The sequence below is a fragment of the Capnocytophaga sp. oral taxon 335 str. F0486 genome (assembly GCF_000277665.1).
Taxonomy (GTDB): Bacteria; Bacteroidota; Bacteroidia; order Flavobacteriales; family Flavobacteriaceae; genus Capnocytophaga; species Capnocytophaga ochracea.
In genome coordinates, this window is the sequence record NZ_AKFR01000031.1 from 15,080 (window position 1) to 40,263 (window position 25,184).

At 40.1% G+C, this 25,184-nt stretch carries 24 protein-coding genes; 10 read left to right on the top strand and 14 right to left on the bottom strand.

Translation table 11 applies throughout. The features are described from left to right. Nucleotides 1-5: 5 nt before the first annotated feature. The 10 genes from groES to pbpC form a co-directional block, all read right to left on the bottom strand. Nucleotides 6-284, bottom strand: coding sequence for a co-chaperone GroES (groES, locus tag HMPREF1320_RS06285; protein WP_009418065.1), 279 nt, complete (start codon nucleotides 282-284; stop codon nucleotides 6-8). Between the two features lie 203 nt (nucleotides 285-487). Continuing rightward, nucleotides 488-865 carry a preprotein translocase subunit SecG gene (secG, locus tag HMPREF1320_RS06290; protein ID WP_009417952.1) on the bottom strand — a complete coding sequence of 126 codons (378 nt, stop codon included), beginning with the start codon at nucleotides 863-865 and terminating at the stop codon, nucleotides 488-490. Between the two features lie 11 nt (nucleotides 866-876). Beyond that, the gene (locus tag HMPREF1320_RS06295) at nucleotides 877-1,713 is read right to left on the bottom strand and encodes a hypothetical protein (RefSeq protein WP_002673420.1); all 837 of its coding nucleotides are present in this window, start codon (nucleotides 1,711-1,713) and stop codon (nucleotides 877-879) included. A gap of 27 nt (nucleotides 1,714-1,740) precedes the next feature. Then, entirely contained in the window at nucleotides 1,741-2,232 is a 492-nt protein-coding gene (locus HMPREF1320_RS06300; RefSeq protein WP_009419020.1) for an LptE family protein, read from the bottom strand. Nucleotides 2,233-2,313: 81 nt separating this feature from the next. Continuing rightward, nucleotides 2,314-2,754, bottom strand: coding sequence for a PIN domain-containing protein (locus HMPREF1320_RS06305; RefSeq protein WP_009417973.1), 441 nt, complete (start codon nucleotides 2,752-2,754; stop codon nucleotides 2,314-2,316). Next, nucleotides 2,751-3,017, bottom strand: coding sequence for a hypothetical protein (locus HMPREF1320_RS06310; RefSeq protein WP_009410085.1), 267 nt, complete (start codon nucleotides 3,015-3,017; stop codon nucleotides 2,751-2,753). Before HMPREF1320_RS06310 ends, HMPREF1320_RS06305 begins: the two co-directional genes overlap by 4 nt. A 17-nt stretch (nucleotides 3,018-3,034) precedes the next feature. Beyond that, on the bottom strand, nucleotides 3,035-3,619 hold the full coding sequence (ruvA, locus tag HMPREF1320_RS06315) for a Holliday junction branch migration protein RuvA (protein WP_009418087.1): 585 nt from the start codon (nucleotides 3,617-3,619) through the stop codon (nucleotides 3,035-3,037). A 207-nt stretch (nucleotides 3,620-3,826) separates the two neighbouring features. Beyond that, nucleotides 3,827-4,522, bottom strand: a complete 696-nt coding sequence (locus tag HMPREF1320_RS06320) for a hypothetical protein (RefSeq protein ID WP_009417968.1) — start codon at nucleotides 4,520-4,522, stop codon at nucleotides 3,827-3,829. A gap of 66 nt (nucleotides 4,523-4,588) precedes the next feature. Beyond that, nucleotides 4,589-5,173, bottom strand: a complete 585-nt coding sequence (locus HMPREF1320_RS06325) for a Crp/Fnr family transcriptional regulator (RefSeq protein ID WP_002673382.1) — start codon at nucleotides 5,171-5,173, stop codon at nucleotides 4,589-4,591. A gap of 682 nt (nucleotides 5,174-5,855) precedes the next feature. Next, on the bottom strand, nucleotides 5,856-8,234 hold the full coding sequence (pbpC, locus tag HMPREF1320_RS06335; RefSeq protein WP_009418055.1) for a penicillin-binding protein 1C: 2,379 nt from the start codon (nucleotides 8,232-8,234) through the stop codon (nucleotides 5,856-5,858). A 293-nt stretch (nucleotides 8,235-8,527) separates the two neighbouring features. Here pbpC and HMPREF1320_RS06340 point away from each other — a divergent pair, with 293 nt between their 5' ends. Beyond that, a complete protein-coding gene (locus tag HMPREF1320_RS06340) occupies nucleotides 8,528-9,319 on the top strand; it encodes a DUF3108 domain-containing protein (protein WP_002673370.1) in 792 nt (263 codons plus the stop codon). A 76-nt stretch (nucleotides 9,320-9,395) separates the two neighbouring features. Then, entirely contained in the window at nucleotides 9,396-11,831 is a 2,436-nt protein-coding gene (locus tag HMPREF1320_RS06345) for a tetratricopeptide repeat protein (protein ID WP_009418110.1), read from the top strand. 177 nt (nucleotides 11,832-12,008) lie between these two features. On the opposite strand, the gene HMPREF1320_RS06350 is transcribed toward HMPREF1320_RS06345, so the two are convergent. Both HMPREF1320_RS06350 and HMPREF1320_RS06355 read right to left on the bottom strand, forming a co-directional pair. Continuing rightward, nucleotides 12,009-12,875, bottom strand: a complete 867-nt coding sequence (locus tag HMPREF1320_RS06350; protein WP_034554291.1) for a geranylgeranylglycerol-phosphate geranylgeranyltransferase — start codon at nucleotides 12,873-12,875, stop codon at nucleotides 12,009-12,011. A gap of 28 nt (nucleotides 12,876-12,903) precedes the next feature. Then, the gene (locus tag HMPREF1320_RS06355; protein ID WP_009417954.1) at nucleotides 12,904-14,226 is read right to left on the bottom strand and encodes a lytic transglycosylase domain-containing protein; all 1,323 of its coding nucleotides are present in this window, start codon (nucleotides 14,224-14,226) and stop codon (nucleotides 12,904-12,906) included. Between the two features lie 362 nt (nucleotides 14,227-14,588). Here HMPREF1320_RS06355 and greA point away from each other — a divergent pair, with 362 nt between their 5' ends. Together greA and HMPREF1320_RS06365 are read left to right on the top strand one after the other, a co-directional pair. Further along, on the top strand, nucleotides 14,589-15,062 hold the full coding sequence (gene greA / locus HMPREF1320_RS06360; protein WP_002673366.1) for a transcription elongation factor GreA: 474 nt from the start codon (nucleotides 14,589-14,591) through the stop codon (nucleotides 15,060-15,062). Nucleotides 15,063-15,088: 26 nt separating this feature from the next. After that, nucleotides 15,089-15,475, top strand: coding sequence for an HIT family protein (locus tag HMPREF1320_RS06365; RefSeq protein WP_009418029.1), 387 nt, complete (start codon nucleotides 15,089-15,091; stop codon nucleotides 15,473-15,475). 83 nt (nucleotides 15,476-15,558) lie between these two features. On the opposite strand, the gene trxA is transcribed toward HMPREF1320_RS06365, so the two are convergent. Then, nucleotides 15,559-15,879 (bottom strand): thioredoxin, encoded by a 321-nt coding sequence (gene trxA / locus HMPREF1320_RS06370; protein ID WP_009418004.1) that lies wholly within the window; start codon nucleotides 15,877-15,879, stop codon nucleotides 15,559-15,561. A 107-nt stretch (nucleotides 15,880-15,986) separates the two neighbouring features. After that, the gene (locus HMPREF1320_RS06375) at nucleotides 15,987-16,787 is read right to left on the bottom strand and encodes a DUF4476 domain-containing protein (protein ID WP_009417940.1); all 801 of its coding nucleotides are present in this window, start codon (nucleotides 16,785-16,787) and stop codon (nucleotides 15,987-15,989) included. A gap of 206 nt (nucleotides 16,788-16,993) precedes the next feature. Between HMPREF1320_RS06375 and HMPREF1320_RS06380 the strand changes: the two genes are divergently transcribed. From HMPREF1320_RS06380 to HMPREF1320_RS06405, 6 genes are all read left to right on the top strand, one after another. After that, a complete protein-coding gene (locus HMPREF1320_RS06380) occupies nucleotides 16,994-17,437 on the top strand; it encodes a lipocalin family protein (RefSeq protein ID WP_009413403.1) in 444 nt (147 codons plus the stop codon). Between the two features lie 296 nt (nucleotides 17,438-17,733). Continuing rightward, nucleotides 17,734-18,600, top strand: coding sequence for a lysophospholipid acyltransferase family protein (locus HMPREF1320_RS06385; RefSeq protein WP_009417961.1), 867 nt, complete (start codon nucleotides 17,734-17,736; stop codon nucleotides 18,598-18,600). 514 nt (nucleotides 18,601-19,114) lie between these two features. Further along, on the top strand, nucleotides 19,115-21,397 hold the full coding sequence (locus HMPREF1320_RS06390; RefSeq protein ID WP_009418053.1) for a GH92 family glycosyl hydrolase: 2,283 nt from the start codon (nucleotides 19,115-19,117) through the stop codon (nucleotides 21,395-21,397). 117 nt (nucleotides 21,398-21,514) lie between these two features. Further along, nucleotides 21,515-21,694 carry a type II toxin-antitoxin system HicA family toxin gene (locus HMPREF1320_RS06395; RefSeq protein ID WP_009410104.1) on the top strand — a complete coding sequence of 60 codons (180 nt, stop codon included), beginning with the start codon at nucleotides 21,515-21,517 and terminating at the stop codon, nucleotides 21,692-21,694. A 14-nt stretch (nucleotides 21,695-21,708) separates the two neighbouring features. Next, nucleotides 21,709-22,089 carry a type II toxin-antitoxin system HicB family antitoxin gene (locus tag HMPREF1320_RS06400; protein WP_009410105.1) on the top strand — a complete coding sequence of 127 codons (381 nt, stop codon included), beginning with the start codon at nucleotides 21,709-21,711 and terminating at the stop codon, nucleotides 22,087-22,089. A gap of 63 nt (nucleotides 22,090-22,152) precedes the next feature. After that, nucleotides 22,153-25,140, top strand: a complete 2,988-nt coding sequence (locus HMPREF1320_RS06405; RefSeq protein ID WP_034554296.1) for a VIT domain-containing protein — start codon at nucleotides 22,153-22,155, stop codon at nucleotides 25,138-25,140. Nucleotides 25,141-25,184 lie beyond the last annotated feature (44 nt).

Here is a 25,184-nt window from a genome sequence, read left to right on the forward strand (position 1 = left end):
TATGTTTAGATAACTGCTAATACGTCGTTTTCACGCATAATAAGGTAGTCTTTACCTTCTAATTTTAGTTCAGTACCGGCATATTTGCCATAGAGTACTGTATCGCCTATTTTTAGGGTTACAGGGTTATCTTTAGTACCTGCTCCAACGGCTACAACCGTACCTTTTTGAGGTTTTTCTTTTGCAGTATCAGGGATGATAATACCTGATGCGGTAGTAGTTTCGGCCACTGCGGGCTCAATCACTACTCTATCAGCTAAAGGTTTAATATTCAATTTTGCCATTATTGTTTAGTTTTTAGTTATTTTTTTGTTTAGAAAAAAGGAATTAGGTGTTAGGGAATTACATCGCCCGCGCCCCCTTCGAAAGGGGGGATGTGGGGATGTTATCTAACCTTTTCATTCAAGTATTTTAATTCCTTTTATAAAAAATCGAAGAGGATATTTCAGAAAGTATGCCAATCTGTAAAAACTGACTTTTTGTCAGTTTAGTTACCTGTATTAGAAGATGTGGCAGGAGTAGCAGGCATTTGGGTAGCATTGTTGGCAGGTGCTTGTTGGTTAAGAGGGTTTTCTATAGGGGTAGCAGGGGTATTGCCATCGAGCAGTTTAGAATCGGCATTTACACCGGTATTGCCTTGTAGTAAGGTGTTGGCGATAAGAATAAGCACTCCTAAAGCAGTAGCAAACGTCCAAGTACTGCGTTCGAGGAAGTCGCCTGTTTTTTTCACGCCACCTACTACTTGAGTATTGCCACCGAAAGTAGAAGAGAGTCCGCCTCCTTTAGGGTTTTGTACCATAATTACTAAAGCGAGTAGCAAACATACTACCACGATAAGCACTAAAAAGATGTTGAATGTAGTCATTTCTCTATAAATTAAAATAAATTATTTTGTTGTAGTTTTTTGATATTTTCTATTTGGGCTGCAAAGTAAGCACTTTTTTCTGGATTTTTCAAAATTAATATTTCATACGCTTGTATAGCTTGCTTAAATTTGCGCTGATTTACATATACTTGTGCCAATGTTTCGGTCATTAATTGTTTAGGGTCTGAGTTTACATCATCGGCTAAATTTACGTTGGATACATAGTCTTTAGAGGCTTCAATCTTAGGATTGTTCTCCAAAAACTTATCAATGAGTTTGAACTTCTCGGCTACCTTGTCGTCTTTATAAGATACTTCGGTATGGTCATCAGAGATGTTTTCTAACCATTGAGAGATATTGTCAGTATCAGTTTTAGGTTTTTCCTCTGTTTTTGGTTCAAAAGCATCGGCTAACTCTTGGTGATTTACCAAATCTTCGGGGAAAATAGGTTCTTCGAAAATAGATTCGGGTACATTAGGGCGATACAAGCGCGGTTCGTGGTCGATGTAACTTACCTTAGGAGGTGTATTCTCAGTTTCTTCGGCTTCTTTGCGTTCTCTCGCTTTGCGAATACGTTCAAAATCACGACGTAGGGCTGAGAAATCAGGGATAATACTTTTAGAATTAATAAAGTCAAACAATACTGAGCGGTCGGTTACGTGTACCGCAGCGAGTTTTAAGGCTTTGTTGTACTTGTAGTTTTCTTCGGAATGCAATATTTTGAGTTGTAACACCCTTGCCGCTTGGAAATAAGGATATTCCTTCACTATCTCGTCGAGTTCATATACTTGATCATCGTTAATAGTGTAGGGATGCCTAATAATCTCTATGAATTGTTTTACTGTCAATCTTACCTTTTTATCTTTACCTGATTGTTACCAATCAGCCAATGAGGCGTTGAAAATATCTTGGGTGATACGCTCGAATATCTGTGGGATAGCTTCGCCTTTTACTGAGTTAAATTGTGTAGCAGCAGGATAATCATAGTAAAAAGAAAAGCGTTTTTCAAAGTCTTTTTTATCTTCTTTATGATTAGTAAAGCGCACATTTACGCCTATGGTTACACGGTTTTGGGCAGCGGTTTGTCCTGCGGTAGCCGTCATAGGGGTAATGTTAAACTCTACGATTTCGCCTTCGTACACAAGGTCGCCATTGCGGTCGGTAAGGCTGAGGTTGGTTTGGTTGTTAATCAAATCTTGTAGGGCGATGGTAAAATCGCGGTCGAGGCCAGGTTCTACCAAGGGAGCATCGTTGCGAAAGAAGTTTACTTGAAAAGTCTTTGCATCGCCTGTACTTCCTCCTGTAAAGTTGTAGATACCACAACTTATAGCAGTGAAAGCCAGGAGTATATATAAGATATATTTCATTTTACCAATCAATTAGCGGGCAAAGATACGAAAATAATTACGAATGACAAATTACGAATGACGAAATTGCGGTAAAAAGTGTTACTTTTTGTAAATTCTTTGTTTGAGTTCCTCGAGTGTTACAAAAAAATGTCCATACCCTTTTGCAGTAAGTCCTTTTCTGAGTTGCTTATCACCCGACCATATTTTGTGTTTATATTGCAAATGAAAGGCTATAAAAGGAGCATCGTCAATATCTATATCAGCTACTATCTCCTGAGCTTTTCTGTCATTCACTTTTGAAATATTTTTCATTGAAAGGATTTTTACCCCTTCTAAAAGATTAGCCAACTCCTTTTTAACCTCTTTCTTTGTTTTATTCAAAAACTTTGAGAGTCGAGGCAAGTGTTCTTCTACTTCATCTAATAAATATTCCGGCACTAAGAATTGTATCTTTTTCTTTTCGTTAAGAATTTTTGCCACGACTCCATCAGGAGAAATAAGTGCGCTAAAAAATATATTGCTATCAGTTATTACTATCATTTTTCAGCATATTTTTTCTTCATAGTCTTGAAATATCGTTTGGCAAAACCTTTTTTTACATCTTGTGATAGTTCCATTATAAAATCGCGATGTGCAATAGGAATACCGTCTTCATCTTCTTCTAATATTTCCATAGAGGAAGCTGATGTTTCTTTCTTGCTCTTAGGCACTTCTACTTTTACAAATGGCAAAGACTTTACATATTCCAAAAAAGCTAAAGCCATTTCACTGCTATTGTCTACTTTGAGAATGGTTGTATTCATAGTTTTTACTGTTAAATTTACAAGCGTTTGAGGGCTTGCTTGATAATTTCTTCTACTGAAAGCTCTTCGCTACTCGATTTGATAATGATATCGACTACCTTTTCGGCTTGTTTGCGCATAAAGCCCAATACTTCTAAGGCGGCAAGCGCTTCTTCTTTGTGGGTGCTTACGGCGTTCATCGGCACCTCTTCAAAGTCTTGAAGCTTGAGCATCTTGTCTTTGAGGTCGAGTACTACACGTTGGGCTGTTTTAGCACCTATGCCTTTTACCGCTTGAATAGTAGCTACATCGCCATTGATGATAGCATTGCGTACTTGTGCAGCGGTAAGTGCTGAGAGCATCGTACGAGCAGTGCTAGCACCTACTCCCGATACCGAAAGAAGCAATACAAACACTTCGCGTTCGGCTTTGGTGAGGAAACCATAGAGTGTATGGGCATCTTCTTTTATTTGCAGATAAGTGTATAGCTTAATGGCTTCGCCTTCGGGTAGCGCTGAATAACTATTCAGACTGATATTTACGAAATAGCCCACCCCGTGGCAGTCGATTACTACGTGAGTAGGGTTCTTTTCTACGAGTTTTCCTTGTAATTGTGTAATCATTAGTTCAAATTGTCGATTGAGTAATGCAAAAGTACAAATAATTAGAGAATTAGCAAGTTAGAAAATGAGAGAATTAGAAAATTAGCAAATGGGGTGCGAATTACAAGACTGAAATAGAGGAGATTAGCTTTGCCAAAGGTGCGAGTCGCATAGGCAGTCGTAGCACGACGGGCAATTAACTTTGGCAAAGTGTGTGATTCTTCATTCTTAATTGTCAATTGTGAATTGAGAAAGAAGTTCTTCCGAGCGTTTGCGTCCTGCTAAATAATGAGGGTCAAGCTCTATGGCTTTTTGTAGATAGGCAAGGGCTTGCGGGCGGTATTTGCGCTGAGGGTGTTGCTTTGCCCACGCCCAATACACAAAACTCATTATCTTCCACGAAGCATACTCTGGATTTTGAGCCTCCTTGTGGATAATATTTTCAAAGTCGATTTTGGCTAAAGCGCGCTTACTGAAATAAAACCAAGGTAGGTTCTCGGCTACGCTACCGCGCATAAATTCAGGAAGATAGTGTACCGCTCCATACTTTTTAATAGCCGTTTCAAAGAGCTTAAAACTTTTGCCGATAAGTGAGAGCTTGAAAGTTTCGCCAGCTACCAAAGCCATTGCCGAAGCCTCGTAAGAAAGGATAAAAGGCTGTAACGCCTCAGGTGTTTCGGAGTTGGCTTCGCATTCTGATAAAATCGTGAGACTCTTTTGCGCATAGCCTTTGTACTGCTTGCTAAAAAAGCCTAAATTTAAGGCTACTTCGTGATAAATAATCCCTAAGCGCACTTTGTTCAGTAAGGAAGGGTTTGCCTTGTAATCAGCTTCTACTTCAGGAAGTTTGGCTTGTAAAAGGTCGTTGTCGATGAATTCCATTACATCGTCTAAGGCGATTTGATAATCGTTGAGTGTTTTCATTACGCGTTCTTTTTTAAATTTGGGGCAAAGGTACGGCGCAATGAGCTCCTCACTCGTTGACTTAAGTTAAGATTTTTTAGTGTGCATACGTTTTTGCAATCGGCTTAAACTTTCGGGACTGATACCCAGTAGATTGGCAATGTACTTCTGCGGTACTCGCTGAAAGAGTTCAGGGCGTGAGTGCAACAGATGCTGAAAGCGCTCTTCGGGTTTATCGGCAGCAAGGTACATAGCGGTATCGGTGGCGCGCTGTAAGATTTGTTCCGCCATCAGCCTGCCGAAAGTCTCAAAGTTGTGATGCAGGGCATAAAGGGCAAAGAGCTGTTCTTTACTGATACTATAAACGGTGGTCTCGTCTAAGGCTTGCAACGACAGATTGGAAGGGGTACCGTTATTAAAACTCATAAAGGCGGTCGTCCATTGATTTTCAAGCGAAATATCACAGGTCTTTTCGGTGCCGTCGTCTTTGGTATGAAAGTGACGCACACAGCCTTTGACAATAAAAAAGAGATGTTTACAAGGCTGAGGGGCTTCTAAAAGCATTGCTTTTTTAGCAAAGATGCGCTCTTCAAAAAAGCTGTCTACCGCGCTAAGTTCTTCGTCGGTAAAAGGAAGGGCTTGCTGAAAATGGTTTTTTAAAGAATCGTACATTGACAAGGCTTATTACTTTAATACTGATATTAAATTAACTATTAGGAGCGACAAAAGTAGGAGAAAATTAGCAAATTAGCAAATGAGAGAATTAGAAAATGGGGTGCGAGTTACAAGCTTGAACTAAAGAAGATTAACTTTGCCAAAGTTTCAAACTTTGGCAAAGTTTGAGATGAAAAAGCTATGTATTGAGACTGTTAGGAAGATTCGGAAGGAAACGGAGAAGTTCGGAAGAGAGTTGAGAGGTTTTTTGGTGAAAAAAGGGTGTAAGGAGGGTGGGGTTAGCTTATAGAGAGCTTATAGGAAGCTTATACGAATCTTGGACGATTGGTATAGAAAGGGTATGTAAAAAGTTGATTCATAATATAATACAACAACGCTAAAAATGTTAAAAACGGGGTTTCGAGGCGAAAGAAAGAGAATCCTCACCCCGTCCCTCTCCGAAGGAGAGGGGGAGTGTAGTGACGGAAAAGGAGAAAGTAATGATGAGTGAACGAGAGATGAATGACGAAGGGAATGTGATGAAAATCTGTTGCTGGTTATCTTCAAAGGGGGAATTAGGGACGGAAAGGTTAAATGTATTTAACTTTGCCAAAGGTTGTAGGAGAACGGGCAATTAAGGAAAGACGGATATAAATTGGTAAATTGATAAATTAGCAAATTAGAAAATTAGTAAATTGGGTTATCGGCATATTATGGTAATGGCTCTTTCTTCGCCTTTTTCGTTGATGATACGCAGGATGTGATTGCCTTTGGAGGCAAAAATATTCATCTCGTGAAAGGTTTCAGTAGTGCCGAGAAAAGCATCGTCTAAATACCAAAAAACCTTGCCTTCGCGATTGGCAGCCTTCGCTGTAAAGGGTTGTTGCTCGCCTCCAAAAGTTTTAGTGGTGTAGAGTACGCTTTGGTGTTTGGGGTAAACGAAATCCAAGCCCCTTTGCAGATTGCCTTGTGTGCAATCGGGACGTAGGGGGGGGAGTGGCTTGTAGTGAATATGTTGCTGTTTGTAATACCATTCCATTACGGGAGGTAACACGAACCACGCTTTGTTTACAATGTTTTGTGGAGATTCGCAAGAGGTGTTTACTTGGTACTGCTCGTCACGGTCGAGGTGTACGAGCTTATGATAAGGGCATTGCCCCACTTCCTTAGGAGCGAGATTGCTGAGCACCTTTTGCTTAGGGCATTCGGGTTTGGCAAGGAAACCAGAATTGGCACAGACGGAAACCTCGCGCAGGTCGTCTAAGGGTTCTGAAAACCACGAAGTAGGAGGGAGGGCGTTGAAGATACTGAACATCACCGGAGCGGCATAGCTAGCCCCTGTGAGGGTGGGACGTCCTTCACCTGTGGCATTGCCTACCCACACCGCCACCACATATTGAGGCGTAGCACCAATCGCCCACGCATCTTTATTGCCAAAGCTGGTACCCGTTTTCCACGCTATCTTGCGCGACGACTCGTAGTAGCGCCACGCTATATCATCGGTAGGGCGGTTCACTTCCTTCATTGCACTGAACATCTTGTAGAGCGCTCCCGCCCTGAGTGTAGGTAGTTCGCGAGTGTTTTTTCCGAAATCTAAGGGGGCAGTATCGGTATAACGCAAGTGCTGAAATTCCTTAGTACGATAGTGCTGAGTACGCGCAAAGACTTCCGTTTCCGAAGCCAGATTGGTATACGCCTGAGCTAAATCCCACAGATTACTCTCGGCACCTCCGAGTATAATGGAAAGACCATAATGGTCGGGGTGGCGGTTGATGTTTTTCAGTTGCAAGTGTTGTAAGACATCGTAGAAACGATAGGTAGTAAACTGCTTTAAGAGCCATACAAACGGAATGTTTAGCGATTTGGCTAAAGCCATATCGGCAGAGACAGCACCTTCAAAACTATTGCTAAAATTCTGAGGTGAATAGCCTCCTATTTGAGTAGGAACATCGGGTACTAACTGGGTGGGCAAGAGTTCTCCCTCGTGCAACATTGCTGCATAGAGAAAAGGTTTGAGCACACTGCCCGTACTGCGAGGTGCGTGCACGATATCCACATCTTTTTGATGGTCGGTATCGGTAGGGGTATTGCCTACGTAGGCGAGCACTTTTCGTGTTTTCACTTCTACTACCAAAGCTGCCATATTATAGATCTCGGATTGCGAGTAGTGGGTGTAATAACCTGCTACAAGGCTGTTTACTTTCTCTTGCAAGTTTAGCGACACCGTAGAGCTAATGCGCTCACCTTCTTGGGTTTTGGAAGCAAAAATAAGTAGGTGAGGCGCGAGTTGCGGAATGGGGTGAGGTTCAGCAGGAAGAGGTTCTAAAAGTGCCAAATCGTATGTTTCTTTATCGATGATATTTTTAAGGAGGAGTTTGTAAAGCAACGCATTGCGTTTCTGCAAGAGACGTTCTTGGTTTTTACCAGGAAAGATAAGGCTGGGTGCATTAGGGAGGACTGCCAATGTAGCCGATTGTGCCCACGAGAGCTGATGAGGAGCGACACCAAAGTAACGCCAGGCTGCCATATCGAGTCCCACAACGTTGCCACCAAAGGGCGCGTGAGAGGCGTAGAGTTTGAGAATACTCTCCTTAGAATAACGGAATTCCAAACGGGTAGCCCATATCATTTCGATGAGTTTCTCAAAATAAGTGCGCTGTTGGTGCTCACGAGCGATGCGTATCACCTGCTGGGTGAGCGTACTGCCCCCGCGCTTTACTTTACCACTACTCACATTGCGATAGAGAGCCTTGGCTACCGATATGGGATTTACCCCCCAATGGTAATAAAAATGAGCATCTTCGAACTGCAATACCGACATTTTAAAGCGGTAGGGCACACTGTCTACTTCGGGGAAGCGCCATTGTCCGTCGTCCGCAATCTTAGCCCCAAGTAATTTACCCTCGTTGCTTTCCAACACCGTGGCATAAGGTTGTGGGAAGAGCTGACGAGGCAGGCAGAAAGCATACCACACAAAGCATAGCACTGCTATCGCTGTTTTGATAGGGTGGTGGCGGAGTTTTTGCTTTGTTAAGAAAAGGATATGTAAAATTTTATTTTTCAATTGTTTTTGCGTCACGGATTTTGTAAAAGCCTAAGAGACTTTGATAAAGAGTTTTTAAAGTCTCTCACGGATTACGCGGAAGCCCCCAAACCCTCGAAAGGGGACAATCCACGAAGGGATTTATAATTAGTGTTATATATTGAAATACTATTGATTAACGCTATCATAACACGAATAACTTCTAAAAAATCGGGCAAATGTAACATAAAAAAATGAGATGGAAGTCACAAGGCTGTTGAAAAGTGGCACGTTAATTGCTCTTTGGCACATTAATTTATTGTCTTATTGACAGATTAACACGTTAATATATGAAACATTTAAGTATTGTTATTATCTTTTTCTCGTTATTAGTAAGCCCCATAGTAGGGGCTCAAACTGCTGAACTACCTTTCAAAGGAGGAGAATGGTTGCGTTTTAAAGTAAAATATGGTGTATTTAACGCCAGCATTGCTACAATGGCAGTTAATGAAGAGATGTATAACGGCGAAAAGGTGTTTCACGCAGTGGGTAAAGGTGCCACTACTGGTTTGGCACGTATATTTTTCAAAGTAGATGATACTTATGAGAGTTATTTTGGCATAACAGATGGTAAACCACGACTTTTTATAAGAAATATTTACGAAGGAGGATACACTAAATACCTCAAAATGTATTTTAATCATACCAGCAATAAGGTAAAAATAAATAATGTAGAAAACGGCAATATTACCGAAATAAACTTTCAGCCAGGTTTACAAGATGTAATATCAGCGTTCTATGCACTTCGTCATCACCCTAATATCGAAAATATGAAAGTAGGGGGGCAGATATCTATGGATATGATTTTTGATGATGACGAGGTATACAAGTTCAAACTAAAACTATTAGGTCGCGAAAAAGTAAAGACACATTTTGGTACGGTTAATACCTTAAAGTTCTGTCCATTAGTACAAGATGGGCGCGTGTTTAAGGAAGAAGAAAGCATCACGATGTGGATTACTGACGACAAGAATAAAGTGCCTGTGAAGCTAAAAGCCTCGTTGCGTGTAGGTTCTTTGGTAGCCGAGCTCGATGGTTTTAATAATCTTAAAAATGACACAAATTTGAAAAAAAAGAAATAAATGTGTAGTTAGTTTATTTTTTTTACGTATATTTGTCGCCTCAAAGCGTAAGTAATCAAAAATAAACAAATATACTATGAAAAACTTGTTTTTAGCAGTCTCTATTTTTCTTGCAACATTATCGTATGGGCAAGATGCGAATGTAAAAAAACTCATCAAACTTGCCGAGAAGGGAGATGTACAAGCACAAACTGAATTAGCTGATGCTTATTTTAAAGGAAAGGGCGTAAGGCGCTCTTATCAGGAAGCCGTAGTATGGCTTGAAAAAGTAGCCGAGACAGGTGATTTGAATGCACAATACCAGTTGGCACAATGCTATTTTAACGGTAAAGGTGTACCAAAATCACCACAAAAAGGAGTAGAATGGCTCACCAAAGTAGCCGATGCGGGGAACCCCGAAGCACAACGTGAGTTGGCACTATGTTACCGCGATGGCAAAGGCGTAGAGCAATCGAAAGAGAAGTATTATAGACTTATAGAGAAGCACGCTGAGAAAGAGAACTCTGAAGTGCAGTTAGACCTTGCTAAGGCGTACCACTCAGGAGAAGGTGTTACTAAAGATGTGAATAAGGCTAAGTATTGGGCAGAACAAGCCTCAAAGAACGGCAACTCCGAAGCGGAATTGCTATTAGCTTCTTGGACATATGAAGTCAATGCATCAAACCCAGAAGCTATAAAGCGTTTAACCCAAGTGGCTAACAAAGGTAATACCGAAGCGCAAAGAATGCTTGCCGATGCTTACTTAGAAGGTAAAGGCGTAGAAAAATCGGAAGCTAAAGCTATTGAAATGCTTGAAAAAGCAGCCAAAGGAGGCGATGCTGAAGCAATGTACCAATTAGGAAACTTTTACTTCTATGGCAACAGTCCGCTTATAGGGAAATACTACAAGAAAGCGATTAATTACTATACCCAAGCCGCTAACAAAGGCAATGCAGCAGCACAAGCACAGTTGGCACTTTGCTTTTACAATGGTATAGGCACCAATGCTTCCCCGAAAGATGCTTTCAGTTGGATACTCAAATCAGTAAATACCAATCCTACTCCTAAAGCACAAAATAATTTAGGTGTATGTTATGCAGTGGGAATAGGAGCACACCCCTCAAACGCACAAGCCTTAGAGTTCTTCCAAAAAGCTGCTGAAGCAGGTGATGTAACAGCGCAATACAACTTAGGAAATATGCTTTTGCAAGAGGGACAGTTAGACGTGAAAAAGGGCTTTGACTACCTCGAGAAAGCAGCTGCGGCTAATCATCTTTTAGCGCTTAAGAAATTAGGTGATTTATACTTCAATGGGAAATATACCAATCAATCGTTCGAACGAGCCTTTGAATATTATACTAAGGCTTCTAAACAAACACCTACTCCACAAAAGGAAATGTTAGATTACTTCTATCAAGGACAAGAAGAAGCGTATGCCGATGTGTTATACAATCTTTCACAATGCTATGCCGAAGGTAAAGGAGTGAAGAAATCGATGAGAGAAGCCAGCAAGTGGGCAGTAAAAGCTGCTGGGCTTTCTAATAAATACGCTTTTGATTGGCTTAATAAAATAGTTGAAAAGAATGACCCAAAAGAGAGTCCGGAAGTGATATTGGCAGTAGCTGATGGTTATTTCTATGCTAAAGGGACAAGTAAACAAAATGATAAAGCCTTTCCTCTCTATGAAAAATTAGCCAAACAACAAGATAATACCACTGCACAAAAACGTTTGATGGAGTATTATTTTGAAGTAAAGAATCCAGATAAGAACGATGAGAAAGCAGTTTATTGGGCAGAGAGAGTGGCTAAGAAAGGAGATGCTTCTACTCAATTCAGCTTAGGGAAATACTATATGACAATGGTACCCGATGTGAAGCCACAACCGGCAACTCCAGCTCCTAAACCAACACCTAAAAAGCCAGCAGCTACCGCTACGCCTACTGTTGCTGTTACCTCATCACACAATATAGAGCCTAATAGTCCTGAAGCCGAAGCACGTGCTGAGTTACTTCGCAGACAAAGAGGAGGCAAGAGCATTTCTTCTGCTAAACAGCAATATGCTGTGAGAGCAAGTACACGACCTGCCGTAGCACAAAACGCTCCGAAAACACCTATGAAACACCTCAATGAAACCAAAGGGATACATTGGCTTGCTAAAGCAGCTGAACAGAACAATGTGGAAGCACTTAATGAGTTAGGTTCTTATTATTTTGAGAAGCAAAATTTTGGTCAGGCATTGGCTAACTTCCAAAAGTCGGCACAACGTGATTACGCTCAAGGACAATACAACTTAGCTAACTGTTACTACAATGGGAATGGTATAGACCGTTCGTATGAGAAAGCCGCTAATTACTACAAATTATCTGCACGTAAGGATTATGCTCCTGCGCAATTCCGTTTAGGACACTGCTATTATCACGGTGAAGGCATAGAACAATCGGATAGTAGAGCTGCCGATTGGTTTGAACAAGCTTGTGATAACGGTGAGAAGAAAGCTTGCGATATGCTGAAAGTAGTTACCGCTAAAAAGTAAACTCTCCTTTTTCAAATAATAAATGCGGAAAGAGCTGTCTTATTAAGACAGCTCTTTTTGTTATTTTAGCGAGAGTTTGATGTAAGAGAGAAGTAACTATCCAAAGGGATTACTTTGGTAAAGTAGTGTAACCGCAAAAGTGTTTGAATATTAATAAATCGTTACATTGAGCTGAGATTATTTTACAGTAAGAGCTACGCTGAATATGCCTGCTACTAATATCAATTTAAGCATATTATGGAGCAAAGCATAATGCTTTTGGTCTTTACTTCGCCAAAGAAGACATACAAAAATATATAAATATATAAGCATAAACCATAGGAAATAGGTTAAATTCCCTATGGGAAAGTAATTGAGCAATACGTAAATAGGTAAGGCACACAACACGACGCTTAGGGTAATGAGCTTTTTGGAGAAGGACTCTCCATATACTACGGGTATAGTAGCGTAGTTATGAGCTAAATCTCCTTTGATATTTTGTAAATCTTTAATAAACTCCTTGATAAGGATAAGCAGAAAGATGAGTAGGGCGTGTACGAAAATTATCGCCTCGAAGTTGCGGTAATACACAAAGATAGCAAAAAAGGGAATAATAGCCAGTACTGCCGAAGTGAGGTTGCCAAAAAACAGTAACTTCTTGATACGGTGGGAATAGAGCCACATTGTGAAGATATATCCTGAGAAGAAAATCACTGCTCTGAATGATACATAACTGGCTACAATTACTGAAAGGAAGTTGAGCAAAAAGTAAAGAGTGAGTTTAGTATTTTGACTTACTAGATGGTCTATCATTGTTTTGGTAGGTTTATTGATAAGGTCTTTTTCTTTGTCGTAAAAACCATTGATAATATAGCCCCCTGCGATAGCCAAGGCTCCTGCAATGACGAGCATCAGTAAAGAATCGTCAAAAATTACCTCACGCCAAGGTTTATGCGAAAGCACAAAGATAGCAGCTAAATATTGGGCGAGGCATACTATCATTATATTATAACCTCGTACAGCCGAAAAAATTCCGATGAGCTTTAATAAGGTAGTTCTCCTCATTATGCGTATGTTTTGTGCTTGTTAGCCGTTACTTGTAGATAGAGAGCCGTTGTCCTACACGAATATTACTGCCCTTGATACGATTCCAACGTTTGAGATTAGAAACTGTTACTCCGTGCCGTGTAGCAATCTTTCCTAAATTATCTCCTTTCTTTACCGTGTAGACTGTTTTCTTAGAAGATCTGCCTCCTGCATATTGGTCGCCTTTTACTACTTGAGGGAGAGGTTGCTCACGGTTTGCTTTCTCTTCATTAAGGTAAGCATAGATAGCCTCTTCGTTGGCTACAAACTTACCTATCTCGGAAATAGGTAAGCGCACGGCGTAGTTACGACCTTCAACATAAGGGACAACATCTAATTGATAGGAAGGGTTAAAAAACTGAATATCTTTTACGTCCATACCTGTAATATCGGAAATGTCTTTAAAAGATATAGCTTGCTTTACGCGGACAGTATCGGTTTCAAAAACGTGATTAGCGCGCTTTTGAGGTTTGAAGCCGTGTTCTTTGGCATATTCAAAAATATAGAGAGTTGCCAAGAAAGCCGGTACATATCCAGCGGTTTCTCTGGGAAGATAAGGGCGCAAATTCCAATAGTTAGTCTTGCCATTGGAACGGCGAATGGCTTTGGTTACATTACCTGGTCCTGAATTGTAAGCGGCGAGTGTTAAATCCCAGTCACCAAATATTTTATAGAGTTCATTTAGATATTTTGCAGCTGCTTTGGTAGAGCGAATGGGGTCGCTACGCTCATCAACATAGTTATTTACTTCTAAGCCATAACCTTTACCTGTACTGTACATAAACTGCCATAAGCCTGTAGCCCCTGCACGCGAACGAGCCTTAGGGTTTAGAGCCGACTCGATAATGGCTAAATACTTCATCTCCAAAGGAATCTTTTGATTACTCATCTCTTGTTCAAACATCGGGAAATAATAATCACTAAGAGTCATTAGGCGCTCTAAAGAAGAACGGCGATTTTTGAGAAACGACTTGATTACCTGTTCCAAGATAGGATTATACTCTACATTGAAAGGAGTTTTCTGGTTAAGTTTCTCTAATCGTTTTTTGAGGACTTCAGTAGGAAGTTCGTCGTAGGTTACATCGGTGGGGGTAGCAGCAATATCTTCACTCATTTGCTCGAATAAATCAGAATTAGAGAGTTCTTTTAGCCATTTTTCATCGTATTTTCTTGCTTTAGGGTTGTCGTTTAGTTTGCGAAGAGCTTCGCGTTTGTTGTTAGCAATAGTTTGATTGATGGTATCTTTGGAGAACGAGCTCTGCGCTTCAACGGATAAACTACCGATTAAAAAACAAAAAAGAGTTCCCAATGTATATTTTTTAAGTGTCATATTATTGTTGAGTGTTTTTTAACTTAGATTTAGCAAGGGGACAAAGTTATTAAAAATATTGAAATGCAACAAATATATAGTTATTTTTTTCAAAATCCTCACTGAATTGATACCAAAAGTGTGCCAAGATTTGTTGTTTTAGGGTAGGGGTATTTTTTAGATAAGAGGTAGCTTATACAAAACCTATGTTAATTGATATTGGTGATTTTATATTTGATATCAAAAGAAGAAAAGCGTACTACTTTGTTATAAAAAGTTTGTCAGTTTAAAAAAAAGTATTACCTTTGCCCGCAGAAATCCTCAGAGAGACTATTTGAGGATTTTTTATTTTTATATAAACATAACAACATTAAAAGGATATTATGAAGAAAGTATCATATTACACTGCTGAAGGGCTGAAAAAGCTTCGTGATGAGCTCAATCAGCTGAAAGATGTGGAGCGCCCTCGTGCTTCTCAAGCTATTGCTGAGGCACGTGACAAAGGAGACCTTTCAGAAAACGCTGAGTACGACGCTGCTAAAGAAGCACAAGGTTTATTGGAAATGAAGATTGCCAAACTCGAAGAATTGGTAGCTAATGCTCGCATTATCGATGAATCACAACTTGATGTGAGCAAAGTGCTTGTGCTCTCTACCGTAAAGTTGAAAAATCTGGCTAACAAGATGGAGATTACTTATACCCTTGTAGCAGAAAGTGAAGCCGACCTAAAAGCAGGGAAAATATCGGTAAGTTCGCCTATTGGCAAAGGACTCTTGGGCAAATCAGTAGGTGAAATAGCTGAGATTAAGGTACCTAATGGCACTCTTAAATTGGAGATTTTAGAAATAAGTAGATAAACAATTGAGAATTAACAATTAAAATTATGAGTATTTTTACAAAAATTATCAATGGGGAAATTCCTTGCTACAAAGTAGCAGAAGACGATGAGTTTATCGCTTTTTTCGATATTAACCCTAATGCCAAAGGGCATACCCTCTGTGTGCCTAAACAAGAAATCAGCTATATTTTTGATATGGATGACGACCATTATCTGCGCTTGATGGCTTTCTCAAAACGTGTAGCCAAAGCTCTTGAAAAGGTAGTGCCTTGCGAGCGTATAGGCGTAGCAGTTGTAGGTCTTGAAGTGCCTCACGTACACGTGCACCTCATTCCTATCAGCGAGATGAAGGAAATGACTTTCCAACACAAAGTAAAACTTACTGATGAAGAGTTTAAAGCGCTTGTGCAGAAAGTAAGAGAAGCGTTTTAGCCTTAAAGAAGACAATACAAAAAGGGCTATCAACAATTACAATAAGTTGTTGATAGCCTTTTTTGTTCTAACACGACAAGCAATTAAGACAATAATCCGTCTAATGCATCGGTGTAAGTCTTTTTAGGAGCTACTCCCACTTGGCGACCTACTACCTCTCCATTTTGAAATACCAATACGGTAGGGATATTGCGAATGCCATATTTAGCAGCAAATTCTTGGTTGTTATCCACATCTACTTTGCCTACTACTACTCTACCTTCGTATTCTTTAGATATTTCTTCTATAACGGGAGCGAGCATACGGCAAGGACCGCACCACACTGCCCAAAAGTCTACTAATACAGGCTGGGTACTTTTAAGCACCAAGTCTTCAAAATTTCCATCTGTTATTTCTAATGCCATACTAAAATGTTTTTATATTGTAATTAAATTTGAGGCAAAGATACAAACTTTATTAAAAATACAAAACCTCACGGTGATAGTTTTTTGTTATACTACTATAACGTTTGTTATCTGCGCACTGATTGTAGGAACTCTGATAGTTTCTTTTTACCAGATGGGAAAGTGAATTTGGCTTGCAACTGGTAATAGTTTTGAGGGTCGACTACATTAGGATAGGCTTCTTGTGCGATGATGAATTTATTATCGTCAAAAGAAAGTTCTTCCATCAGTTCACCTATTTGCTCAGTGGTAAACGATACGATATTCTTTTGGGCACGGAAGAAAGCCAGCTTATCTTTATCGAAAGTTTCGTCCTTGTACATCTTAAAGAAGTTATTAAAATCACCTTGACGCATCATAGGAGCACCTCCATAGCCTCCACCGTATGAGCGATTCCACACATCATTCCATTGACGACCGTGATAGGAGGGCTGATTGTTGTTCAAGCTAATTTCGTCTAACAAATAGAGTCCTTCGCGTGAAAAGAAGTCCATTATCATACGGGTGTTGTTACGGGGATTGATAGTTACTCGATAAATGAGTGTACGTCCTTGCCAGATACTGAGTGGTTGAGGGTTAGCTGTTACGTCGAAGAAGCGGTACATACCAGTAGTACTAGTGATTTCTTGGTCGCCTATACTCACTGTAAAGCGGTCGCGTTCAGGAATGCGAATAAAGACTTCGGCATAACCGCCGTTATAGTCGTATTCCCAATCGATATTTACTGAGATACCACCACGTCCAATGACAGCGCGCGCTTGTTTGTTTGGGTGGTATTCGTTTTGCAACAAACGACCTGCTGAGCCTACTTCTTGAGCCCAGCTTACTGAGGTTAAAACCCCTAAGCAAAGTAATAATAACTTTTTCATAAGTGTATAGTATTTTATGAACTATGTATAGCGAATTTCGTGCCAAAGACGTTTTTTAGGTAAAAGGTAAAAGGTAAAAGGTAAAAAAGTGTCTAATTTGTAATTGCTAAAATAGGAATGTTAAGTAAAATTTAACGATAATTTAACAGAAGAAGAGATGTAAATTCGTACTTTTGCGCTGTTTAATTAATAAAACAATATAGCAAATGAAAAAACTTTTTAAAATGGCTTTAGTAGCCGTAGCAATTTTTGTAACATCGTGTGGAAAATCGGACGATAAAACAAATAATCAAACAAACAATAGCTTAGTAGGAAGTTGGATTATTGAAAGTGAAACAGAAAATGGTGTTGAGAAAGTTCTTGATGAATGTGAGAAGAAAAATACTTACACTTTCACTGCTGACAACAAATATTCTTTAGTTTCTTATGACATCAATCCTACAAACAATCAATGTAAAGAAAGTCAGGAGGAGGGTACTTACACTATTACTGGAAAACAGATTGTTTTAACAGAAAAAGGAGATAGAATAGGAGAAGCTGATGAAGCTACTTTTTCTATAACCAACAACAAACTTACTCTTACTTTTGAAGATTTCAACAAAAGTAGTAGTGTTACAGAAACTACTGTTTATATCTATAAAAGAAAGTAAATTTTCTTTATAAACTAAAAAAGCGCAATACCTCAAGGGGTGTTGCGCTTTTTAATTGGTAATAATGTAAGGGCTAATTGCCATTAGCCCCTACACGTACTGAAAAGAACTTATTATTAGGATAATTAGATTTGCCAAAGGTCCGTAGCACGACAGGCAAGTTGTAGCACGACAAGCAATTTAAAACTTTGGTAAAGTTTGCTACGAACTTCCTTCCTTGAGAAAATACAAAAATCACAGATTTACTTTTTTGGATAATATTAAATTATTAACTTTGCCACAAAATTAGGGACAGAATGAATTTATTAATTTATATTATTGCTTATCCTATTGTTTGGGGGATTTCGCGATTGCCTTTTTGGCTTCTTTACGGAGTATCGGATTTCTTTTATTTTATACTTTATACTCTATTGAAATACAGGGTGAAAGTGGTACGCAAGAACCTCCATACGGCTTTTCCTTTTAAAACAGAAGCGGAACTTAGAACGATAGAACGCAAATTTTACCATCACTTTTGTGATACTTTATTAGAAATGGTGAAATCATACGGAATGAGTGAAAAAGAGATGAAGAAGCGTATGGTGTATCCTAATCTTGAAGTGCTCGAAAAGTATGAAGGAGAGGAGCGTAATATCCTCATTATGTGCAGTCATTATGCGAGTTATGAGTGGTTGTTGTCTTTGGCTTATTTTCTTGAACACAAGTCGTATGCGCTTTATACTCCGCTGAGCAATAAGTATTTTGACAGATTGTTACAAAAAATACGAATGAAACACCACAGTTACCTTTTGCCTCGCTATACGGCGCATAGAGAAATGAAAAAACACAAAGATGCGCACGGGGTGTATTGCTATGGTTTTGCTTCTGACCAGATTCCTAATAATAATAAGAATTATCGGCGTCCGTTTTTAGGGCTTAATGTGCCTGTATTTACAGGGGCGGAACGCTTGGGAAAGGCACTCAATACGGTGATTGTATTTGCTAAAATAGAAAAAGTAAAGCGCGGTTATTACCAAACTACCTTTGAAGTATTGGCGGAAAATCCTACTGAATACGTGGATTTTCAGATTACGGATATGTTTTTTGAACGTATCAACAGGCAGATTTACGACAAACCAGAGTTTTACCTGTGGACGCATAATAGGTTTAAGAGAATGCAATAAGAGTTGGAAAATGAGAAAATGAGGAAATTAGCAAATGAGGAAATGAGGTGCGAGCCGCACGGGCTATTAACTTTGGCAAAGTTTGAGATGAAAAAGCGATGAGTTGGGAGTGTTAGGAATATCCGGAAGATATCGAAGAAGTTCGGAAGAAGGAAGAGAGGGATTTTGGTGAAAAAAGGCTGTAAGAAGGGTGGGGTTAGCTTATAGAGAGCTTATAGGAAGCTTATACGAATCTTGGACGATTGGTATAGGAAGGGTGTATAAGTGGTTGATTCATACTATAATACAACAGCATTAAAAATATTAAAAACGGGGTTTCGAGGCGAAAGAAAGAGGAAGAGGTGATAGGCCTTAGGCCGTAGGCACTAGGGGGAAGTATGAAGGAAAAGGGGAGTGTGGTGACGGGAAAAGTGAAGGTAAAGAGGGGATATATGACGGTTATCATAACTCTTTATAGACCATATCTTATTAATTTTTAATCCTTGACTCATATTATAAAATAATATCTAATTGAATGAAAATTGTAATTATTAAGATGAAAAAGATATTATACTTTGTGTTTTTGTGTTTGATGATGGCTTGTAACAAGCAGGCAAACACTTCAAAAGAAGAAACTAAACAGGATACTACTTCGGCAGTGCCCGAAACCTCTTACACTGAGTATGTAAACCCACTGATGGGTACGGACTCGAAGTTTAGTTTATCGAATGGAAATACTTACCCTGCTATTGCGGTGCCTTGGGGTATGCACTTCTGGACACCCCAAACGGGCAAAATGGGCGACGGCTGGGCATATCAATATCACGCTGATAAGCTTGTGGGCTTTAAGCAAACCCACCAACCGAGTCCGTGGATTAATGACTATGGGGCTTTTGCACTGATGCCGGTAGTGGGTGACTTGAAAATTAAAGAAGAAGAACGCGCTTCGTGGTTCTCTCATAAGGCAGAAACGGCTCAGCCTCACTACTACAAAGTGTATTTAGCCGATTATGATACATCGGTGGAAATTACGCCTACCAGTAGAGCAGCACAGTTCCGCATTACTTTCCCTGAGAGCGATAAGGCTTATTTGGTTTTAGATGCTTATTTTAAAGGCTCGATGGTGCAAGTGTTGCCCAAAGAACGCAAAATTATAGGCTATGCCCGCAACAACAGTGGGGGAGTACCTGAGAATTTTCACAATTACTTTGTGCTTACTTTCGACAAGGATTTTGAGAGTGTACAGACGTGGAGCGACGGCTTTAAGCTGACAAAAAATGCTGAAAGCAAGGGCAAACACACAGGGGCAGTGATAGGTTTCCGCACGAAAAAAGGTGAACAAGTAACCGTAAGAGTAGCTTCGTCGTTTATTTCGCCTAAGCAAGCCCTATTGAACTTGCAAACGGAACTGGGTAATGACACTTTTGAACAGACGAAACAAAAAGCACTTACCCTTTGGGAGAGTGAACTAGGCAAAATACAAGTGGAAGATGAGAATATAGACCATTTGCGCACTTTCTACTCCTGTTTGTACCGTACACTGCTCTTCCCACGCACCTTCTACGAATACAACAAAGAAGGTGAAATGGTGCATTACAGTCCGTATAACGGCAAGGTGGAAAAGGGGTATATGTTTACTGACAACGGTTTTTGGGACACTTTCCGGGCAGTATTTCCGCTTTTCAACCTGTTGTATCCTGAGATGAATCAACAGATGATGAAGGGATTGGTGAACGCTTATAAAGAATCGGGCTGGTTACCCGAATGGGCAAGTCCGGGTCATAGGGATTGTATGATAGGGTCGAACTCGGCTTCTATCATTGCTGATGCTTATCTGAAAGGGAATATAGACGAGGCTGACGCTGAAATTCTTTTAGAAGCGATGCTGAAGAACGCTACCCAAAACGATGGCAGACCAGTGAAATCGGTAGGACGTGAGGGGGTGAATTACTACAATAGTTTGGGGTATGTGCCTTATGATGTGAAGATTAACGAGAATGTAGCCCGCACATTGGAGTATGCTTACGCCGATTATTGCATTGCTCGTATGGCAGAAAAGATGGGTAAGGCGGAAGTTGTTAAACAGTATTACGAACAATCGAAACGCTACAAGAATGTGTTTGATCCCGAAACTAAGTGGATGCGAGGCAAGAATAAGGACGGTAAGTTCCAGTCGCCATTTAATCCGCTGAAATGGGGCGATGCGTTTACCGAAGGGAACAGTTTGCACTACACGTGGTCGGTATTTCAGGATATTGAAGGACTTATACAGCTAATGGGAGGCAAAGAGGCTTTTGAAAAGAAGATAGATGAAGTGTTTGAGATGCCACCGCTGTTTGACGATTCGTACTACGGTTTTACCATACACGAAATACGCGAGATGCAACTCATAAATATGGGGAACTACGCGCACGGCAATCAGCCCATACAGCACCTTATCTACCTATATAACTACGCTGGTAAACCCCAAAAAGCACAAGCTAAACTACGGGAAGTGATGGAGAAACTCTATACCCCTACGCCCGACGGTTATTGCGGTGATGAGGATAACGGACAGACCTCGGCTTGGTATGTATTTTCAGCCTTAGGCTTTTACCCTGTTACCCCTGCCAGTGATAACTACATACTCGGTAATCCACTGTTTAAAACAGTGAGCTTGCAACTGCCTGAGGGCAAGAAGTTTTTAATAAAGAGTGTGGCTCGCAATTCGGATAACAACTTAGTAGAGTACGTACAGCTCAATGGTAAGAAAATAGAAGGTTTTGAAGTGCCGTTTGGTGCATTTAGAGAGAATGGGACTTTGACGTTTTTCAGGTAATGAATAAATGTGTTAATTTCGTATGCAAAGCTGATGTCGCAAAATATTTATTAAAATATTTGCGCACAAGTATATAAATATATACCTTTGCAATATTAAGCACCAATGAACTATATTATGAAATCAAGTGAATTGCACCGACTTATTACTGAAAATGATTGGATATTGATAAGAGTTTCTGGCAGTCATTATATCTATCAAAAAGGTGATAAAACCTATCCTGTCCCTTACCACGGTAGTAAAGAAGTGGGCAAAGGACTAGAGAAAAAAGTAAAAAAAGAAATGAGACTATCCTAAAAATATTATATAATATGAAAAACATTACTATTATTATAGAGCGCAGCAACGATTTTTATTGGGCTTACGCTGAAAACATAGAAGGCTTAAGTGCAGGAGGTGAAACCGTACAAGAAGTCAAGGAAGGTGTTTTGGAAGCGATTGCTTTACAAAAAGAGCTCGGTAATTTTCCTTATACTGATTATCAGCTTACTTATAAATACGACACTGAAAGTTTGTTGCAATACTTTAAAGGAGTAATAAGTAATCCTGCTTTTGAACGCATTACAGGTATCAATCAGAAACTGATACATCAGTACGCTGTAGGACTCAAGAAGCCTCGTACTGCCCAACGTCAAAAAATACAAGAGGGCTTACATAAATTAGGGGAAGAATTGCTTAGTGTACAATTATAATTAGCAAATTTGGTACGCTCTTTGATTTACAGACAGTAGTTTCATCAAAACCATTGTTTAGTAATGAGAATCAAGCATTTTTTATCAGCAACAGCTTTACTACTTCCCTTACTGCTAACCGCACAGAAATCGGTGGTGCCAGAGGTGAAGGTAGTGAATGAGCGCAATGCCAACCCGATGGTATTGCAAGACCTTTCAGTAGATATATTAGTGGTAGGACAAACGGCTGTTACTACTATGGAAATGACCTTCTACAACCCCAACACCCGCGTAATGGAAGGCGAGTTTCAGTTCCCGCTTGCCGACGGACAGCAGGTGTCGCGCTTTGCCTTAGATATCAATGGCAAACTGCGTGAAGGTGTGGTGGTAGACAAAGCCTTAGGGCGCAAAGCCTTTGAGGATATTGTGCGCAGGGGTGTAGACCCTGGTTTGTTAGAAAAAACAGAGGGCAATAACTTCAAAGCCCGCGTGTATCCTATGCCTGCCAAAGGTACTCGCCGTGTACTCATTGCCTTTGAACAAGAACTACACGAACGAGGCGGACAAGATTACTACTTCTTGCCTATCACGGCTAACGTAACCCTTAAAAACTTCAAGGTGCGCACTGAGGTAGTATCACGTTTTGTAAAGGCAGATATTCAGAACAGTCTGCAATTAGACTTCAAACAAGCGCGCAATAGCTATATCAGTGAGGTAAGCAAGCAAAACTTCACGCTCAACCAGAACATTGCACTTACTTTCCCGAAAATTGAGAAACCACAAACCATTAGCGCTACCCAAGGCAGTAAAAGCTATTTTTATGGCAATATAGCTTTGAGCGATACCAAAGCTAAAAGTAGCCCTACTCCTAAGGAAATAGGACTCTTATGGGACGCATCGCACTCAGCAATCCAACGCGATAGAGCAAAAGAGTTTGCTTTCTTAGATGCTTATTTTAAGGAACTTAAAGACACTAAGGTAGTGCTTAGTACTTTTAATATTCGTTCTGCTAAACCGCTTACTTTTGAGGTGAAAAACGGTAATTGGCAAGCACTCAAATCGCATTTAGAAAGTTTGCAATACGATGGTGCTACCGATGGTAATGCTATTGATTTCAACCTCAAAACAGATGAAATATTACTTTTTAGCGACGGTATTTTTAACTTTGGCAGTAAAGAATTTTCTGTAAACGAAGTGGTAAAACAAGCCAAAACCCCTATAACAGTGGTGAATGCTTCGGCGGTTGCCAATACACCAAAAATGCAATACCTCGCCAATGCTACGGGTGGTAACTTTATAGATTTGACCACCCTCACTACCGAGCAAGCAATAAAAGTAGCACGCACTGTACCTTTCCAACTGCTGAATATAGAAGTGAAAAGCGGTAAAGTAGCCAAAATCTTCCCGCAGAAAGGAGCTACTATTAGCAAAGGTAATTTCACCCTTGCAGGTGAATTGCAAAGCGAGGAAGCAACCTTAGTACTTAGTTTTGGTTACCCTAAAAAGGTAATGGTGCAAAAAGAAATAAAATTTGTAGCAAACCCCGATGCTTCTGAAAGTGAGTTCAACCTTTTGCGCCGTATATGGGCAGAGAAGCAAATTGCACAACTGCAACGAGAAGGTGTTGAACAAAAACAAATAGATGCGGTAGGGCGTGAGTACGGCATTGTAACCGAAGGTAATTCGCTGATAGTATTAGAAACCGTAGAAGATTATGTACGTTACCGCATTATGCCACCTACCGAATTACAGCAGGAGTACTCCAAACGCTTAGCAAATGAGCAAAAGCAAAAAGAGGATACTGCTAAGCGTATTTTGGATAGAGTCGTAGAGCAATCGGAAAAGCAAAGTAAATGGTGGCATACCGAATATCCTGTGAAAGGCACTGAACCTAAGAAAAATGTTAATAACTCTAATGATACTCCTGTAAGAATAAGAGGGGTGGCTTCTGGGGTAGCACAAGAAGTTAGAAGTGAGGAGGTTGCTGCTATAGAAGCTGACGAAAGTGCAGAATTAAATGAAGTAGTTGTAGTAGGTTATTCTCCACAAAGAAAAGCAGCTATGGCGGGAGCTATAAATAGTAGAGTTGCTGATTCTCCTAGTGGTAACGCTACTGCTAAAAAAGATGTTTCTTTATCACGCAAACCAGCAAGTCCTGTTCCTGTACCTACCTCAAAAATAGAGCTCAACGCCTATAACCCCGATACCCCTTATTTAAAGGTAATGGAGTACACTGAGGAAGCAAAAGCGGTAGAAACCTATTACAAACTCAAAAAAGAATACGGTAACACACCTTCCTTTTATGTAGATGTAGCCGACTATTTCTTTAAGAAAGGTAATCGTGAGCAAGCTATCTTGGTGGTTTCCAATTTGGCAGAGCTCGGTTTAGACGACCCTCAGTTGTTGCGTATGTTAGGCTACAAGCTCAGCAACTACAATGCTAAGAAAGAAGCGGTATGGGTATTCCGTAAGGTGGTAACTCTGCGTGAAGAAGAACCACAGTCTTTTCGTGATTTGGGCTTAGCACTTGCCGACGATGGTACCTATAACGAAGCCGTAAAAAACCTTTATAAAGTAGTTACAAGCGAGTGGAGTAGTCGTTTTGGCGATGTACAAATCGTAACAATGAACGATATCAATAGCCTTGTCGCACGCCACAAGGGTATAGACGTGAGTTATATCGACAAGCGTTTGCTCAAAAAAGAACCCGTAGATGTGCGAGTAGTGCTCAGTTGGGATACTGATAGCTGCGATATGGACTTATGGGTAACCGACCCCAAAGACGAGAAGTGTTACTACCAAAACACTCTTACTTACCTTGGAGGTAAAATCTCACGTGATGTTACTCAAGGCTACGGACCTGAAGAATTTATGCTCAAGAAAGCTGAAAAAGGCAAGTACAAAGTGCAAGTGGATTACTTTGGCACTCGCTCACAAAAGCAACTGATGCCTGTGAACTTGCGTATTACTTTCTATACTCACTATGGTACGCCTCAGCAAAAACAGCAAGAAACCACTGTACGACTCAGTAATGCCAAGGAGGTGATTGAAGTAGGAAGTTTTGAATTTTAATAGTTAATGCTTAATAATTAAAGATAAAAGGCTGTTCAGTAAAT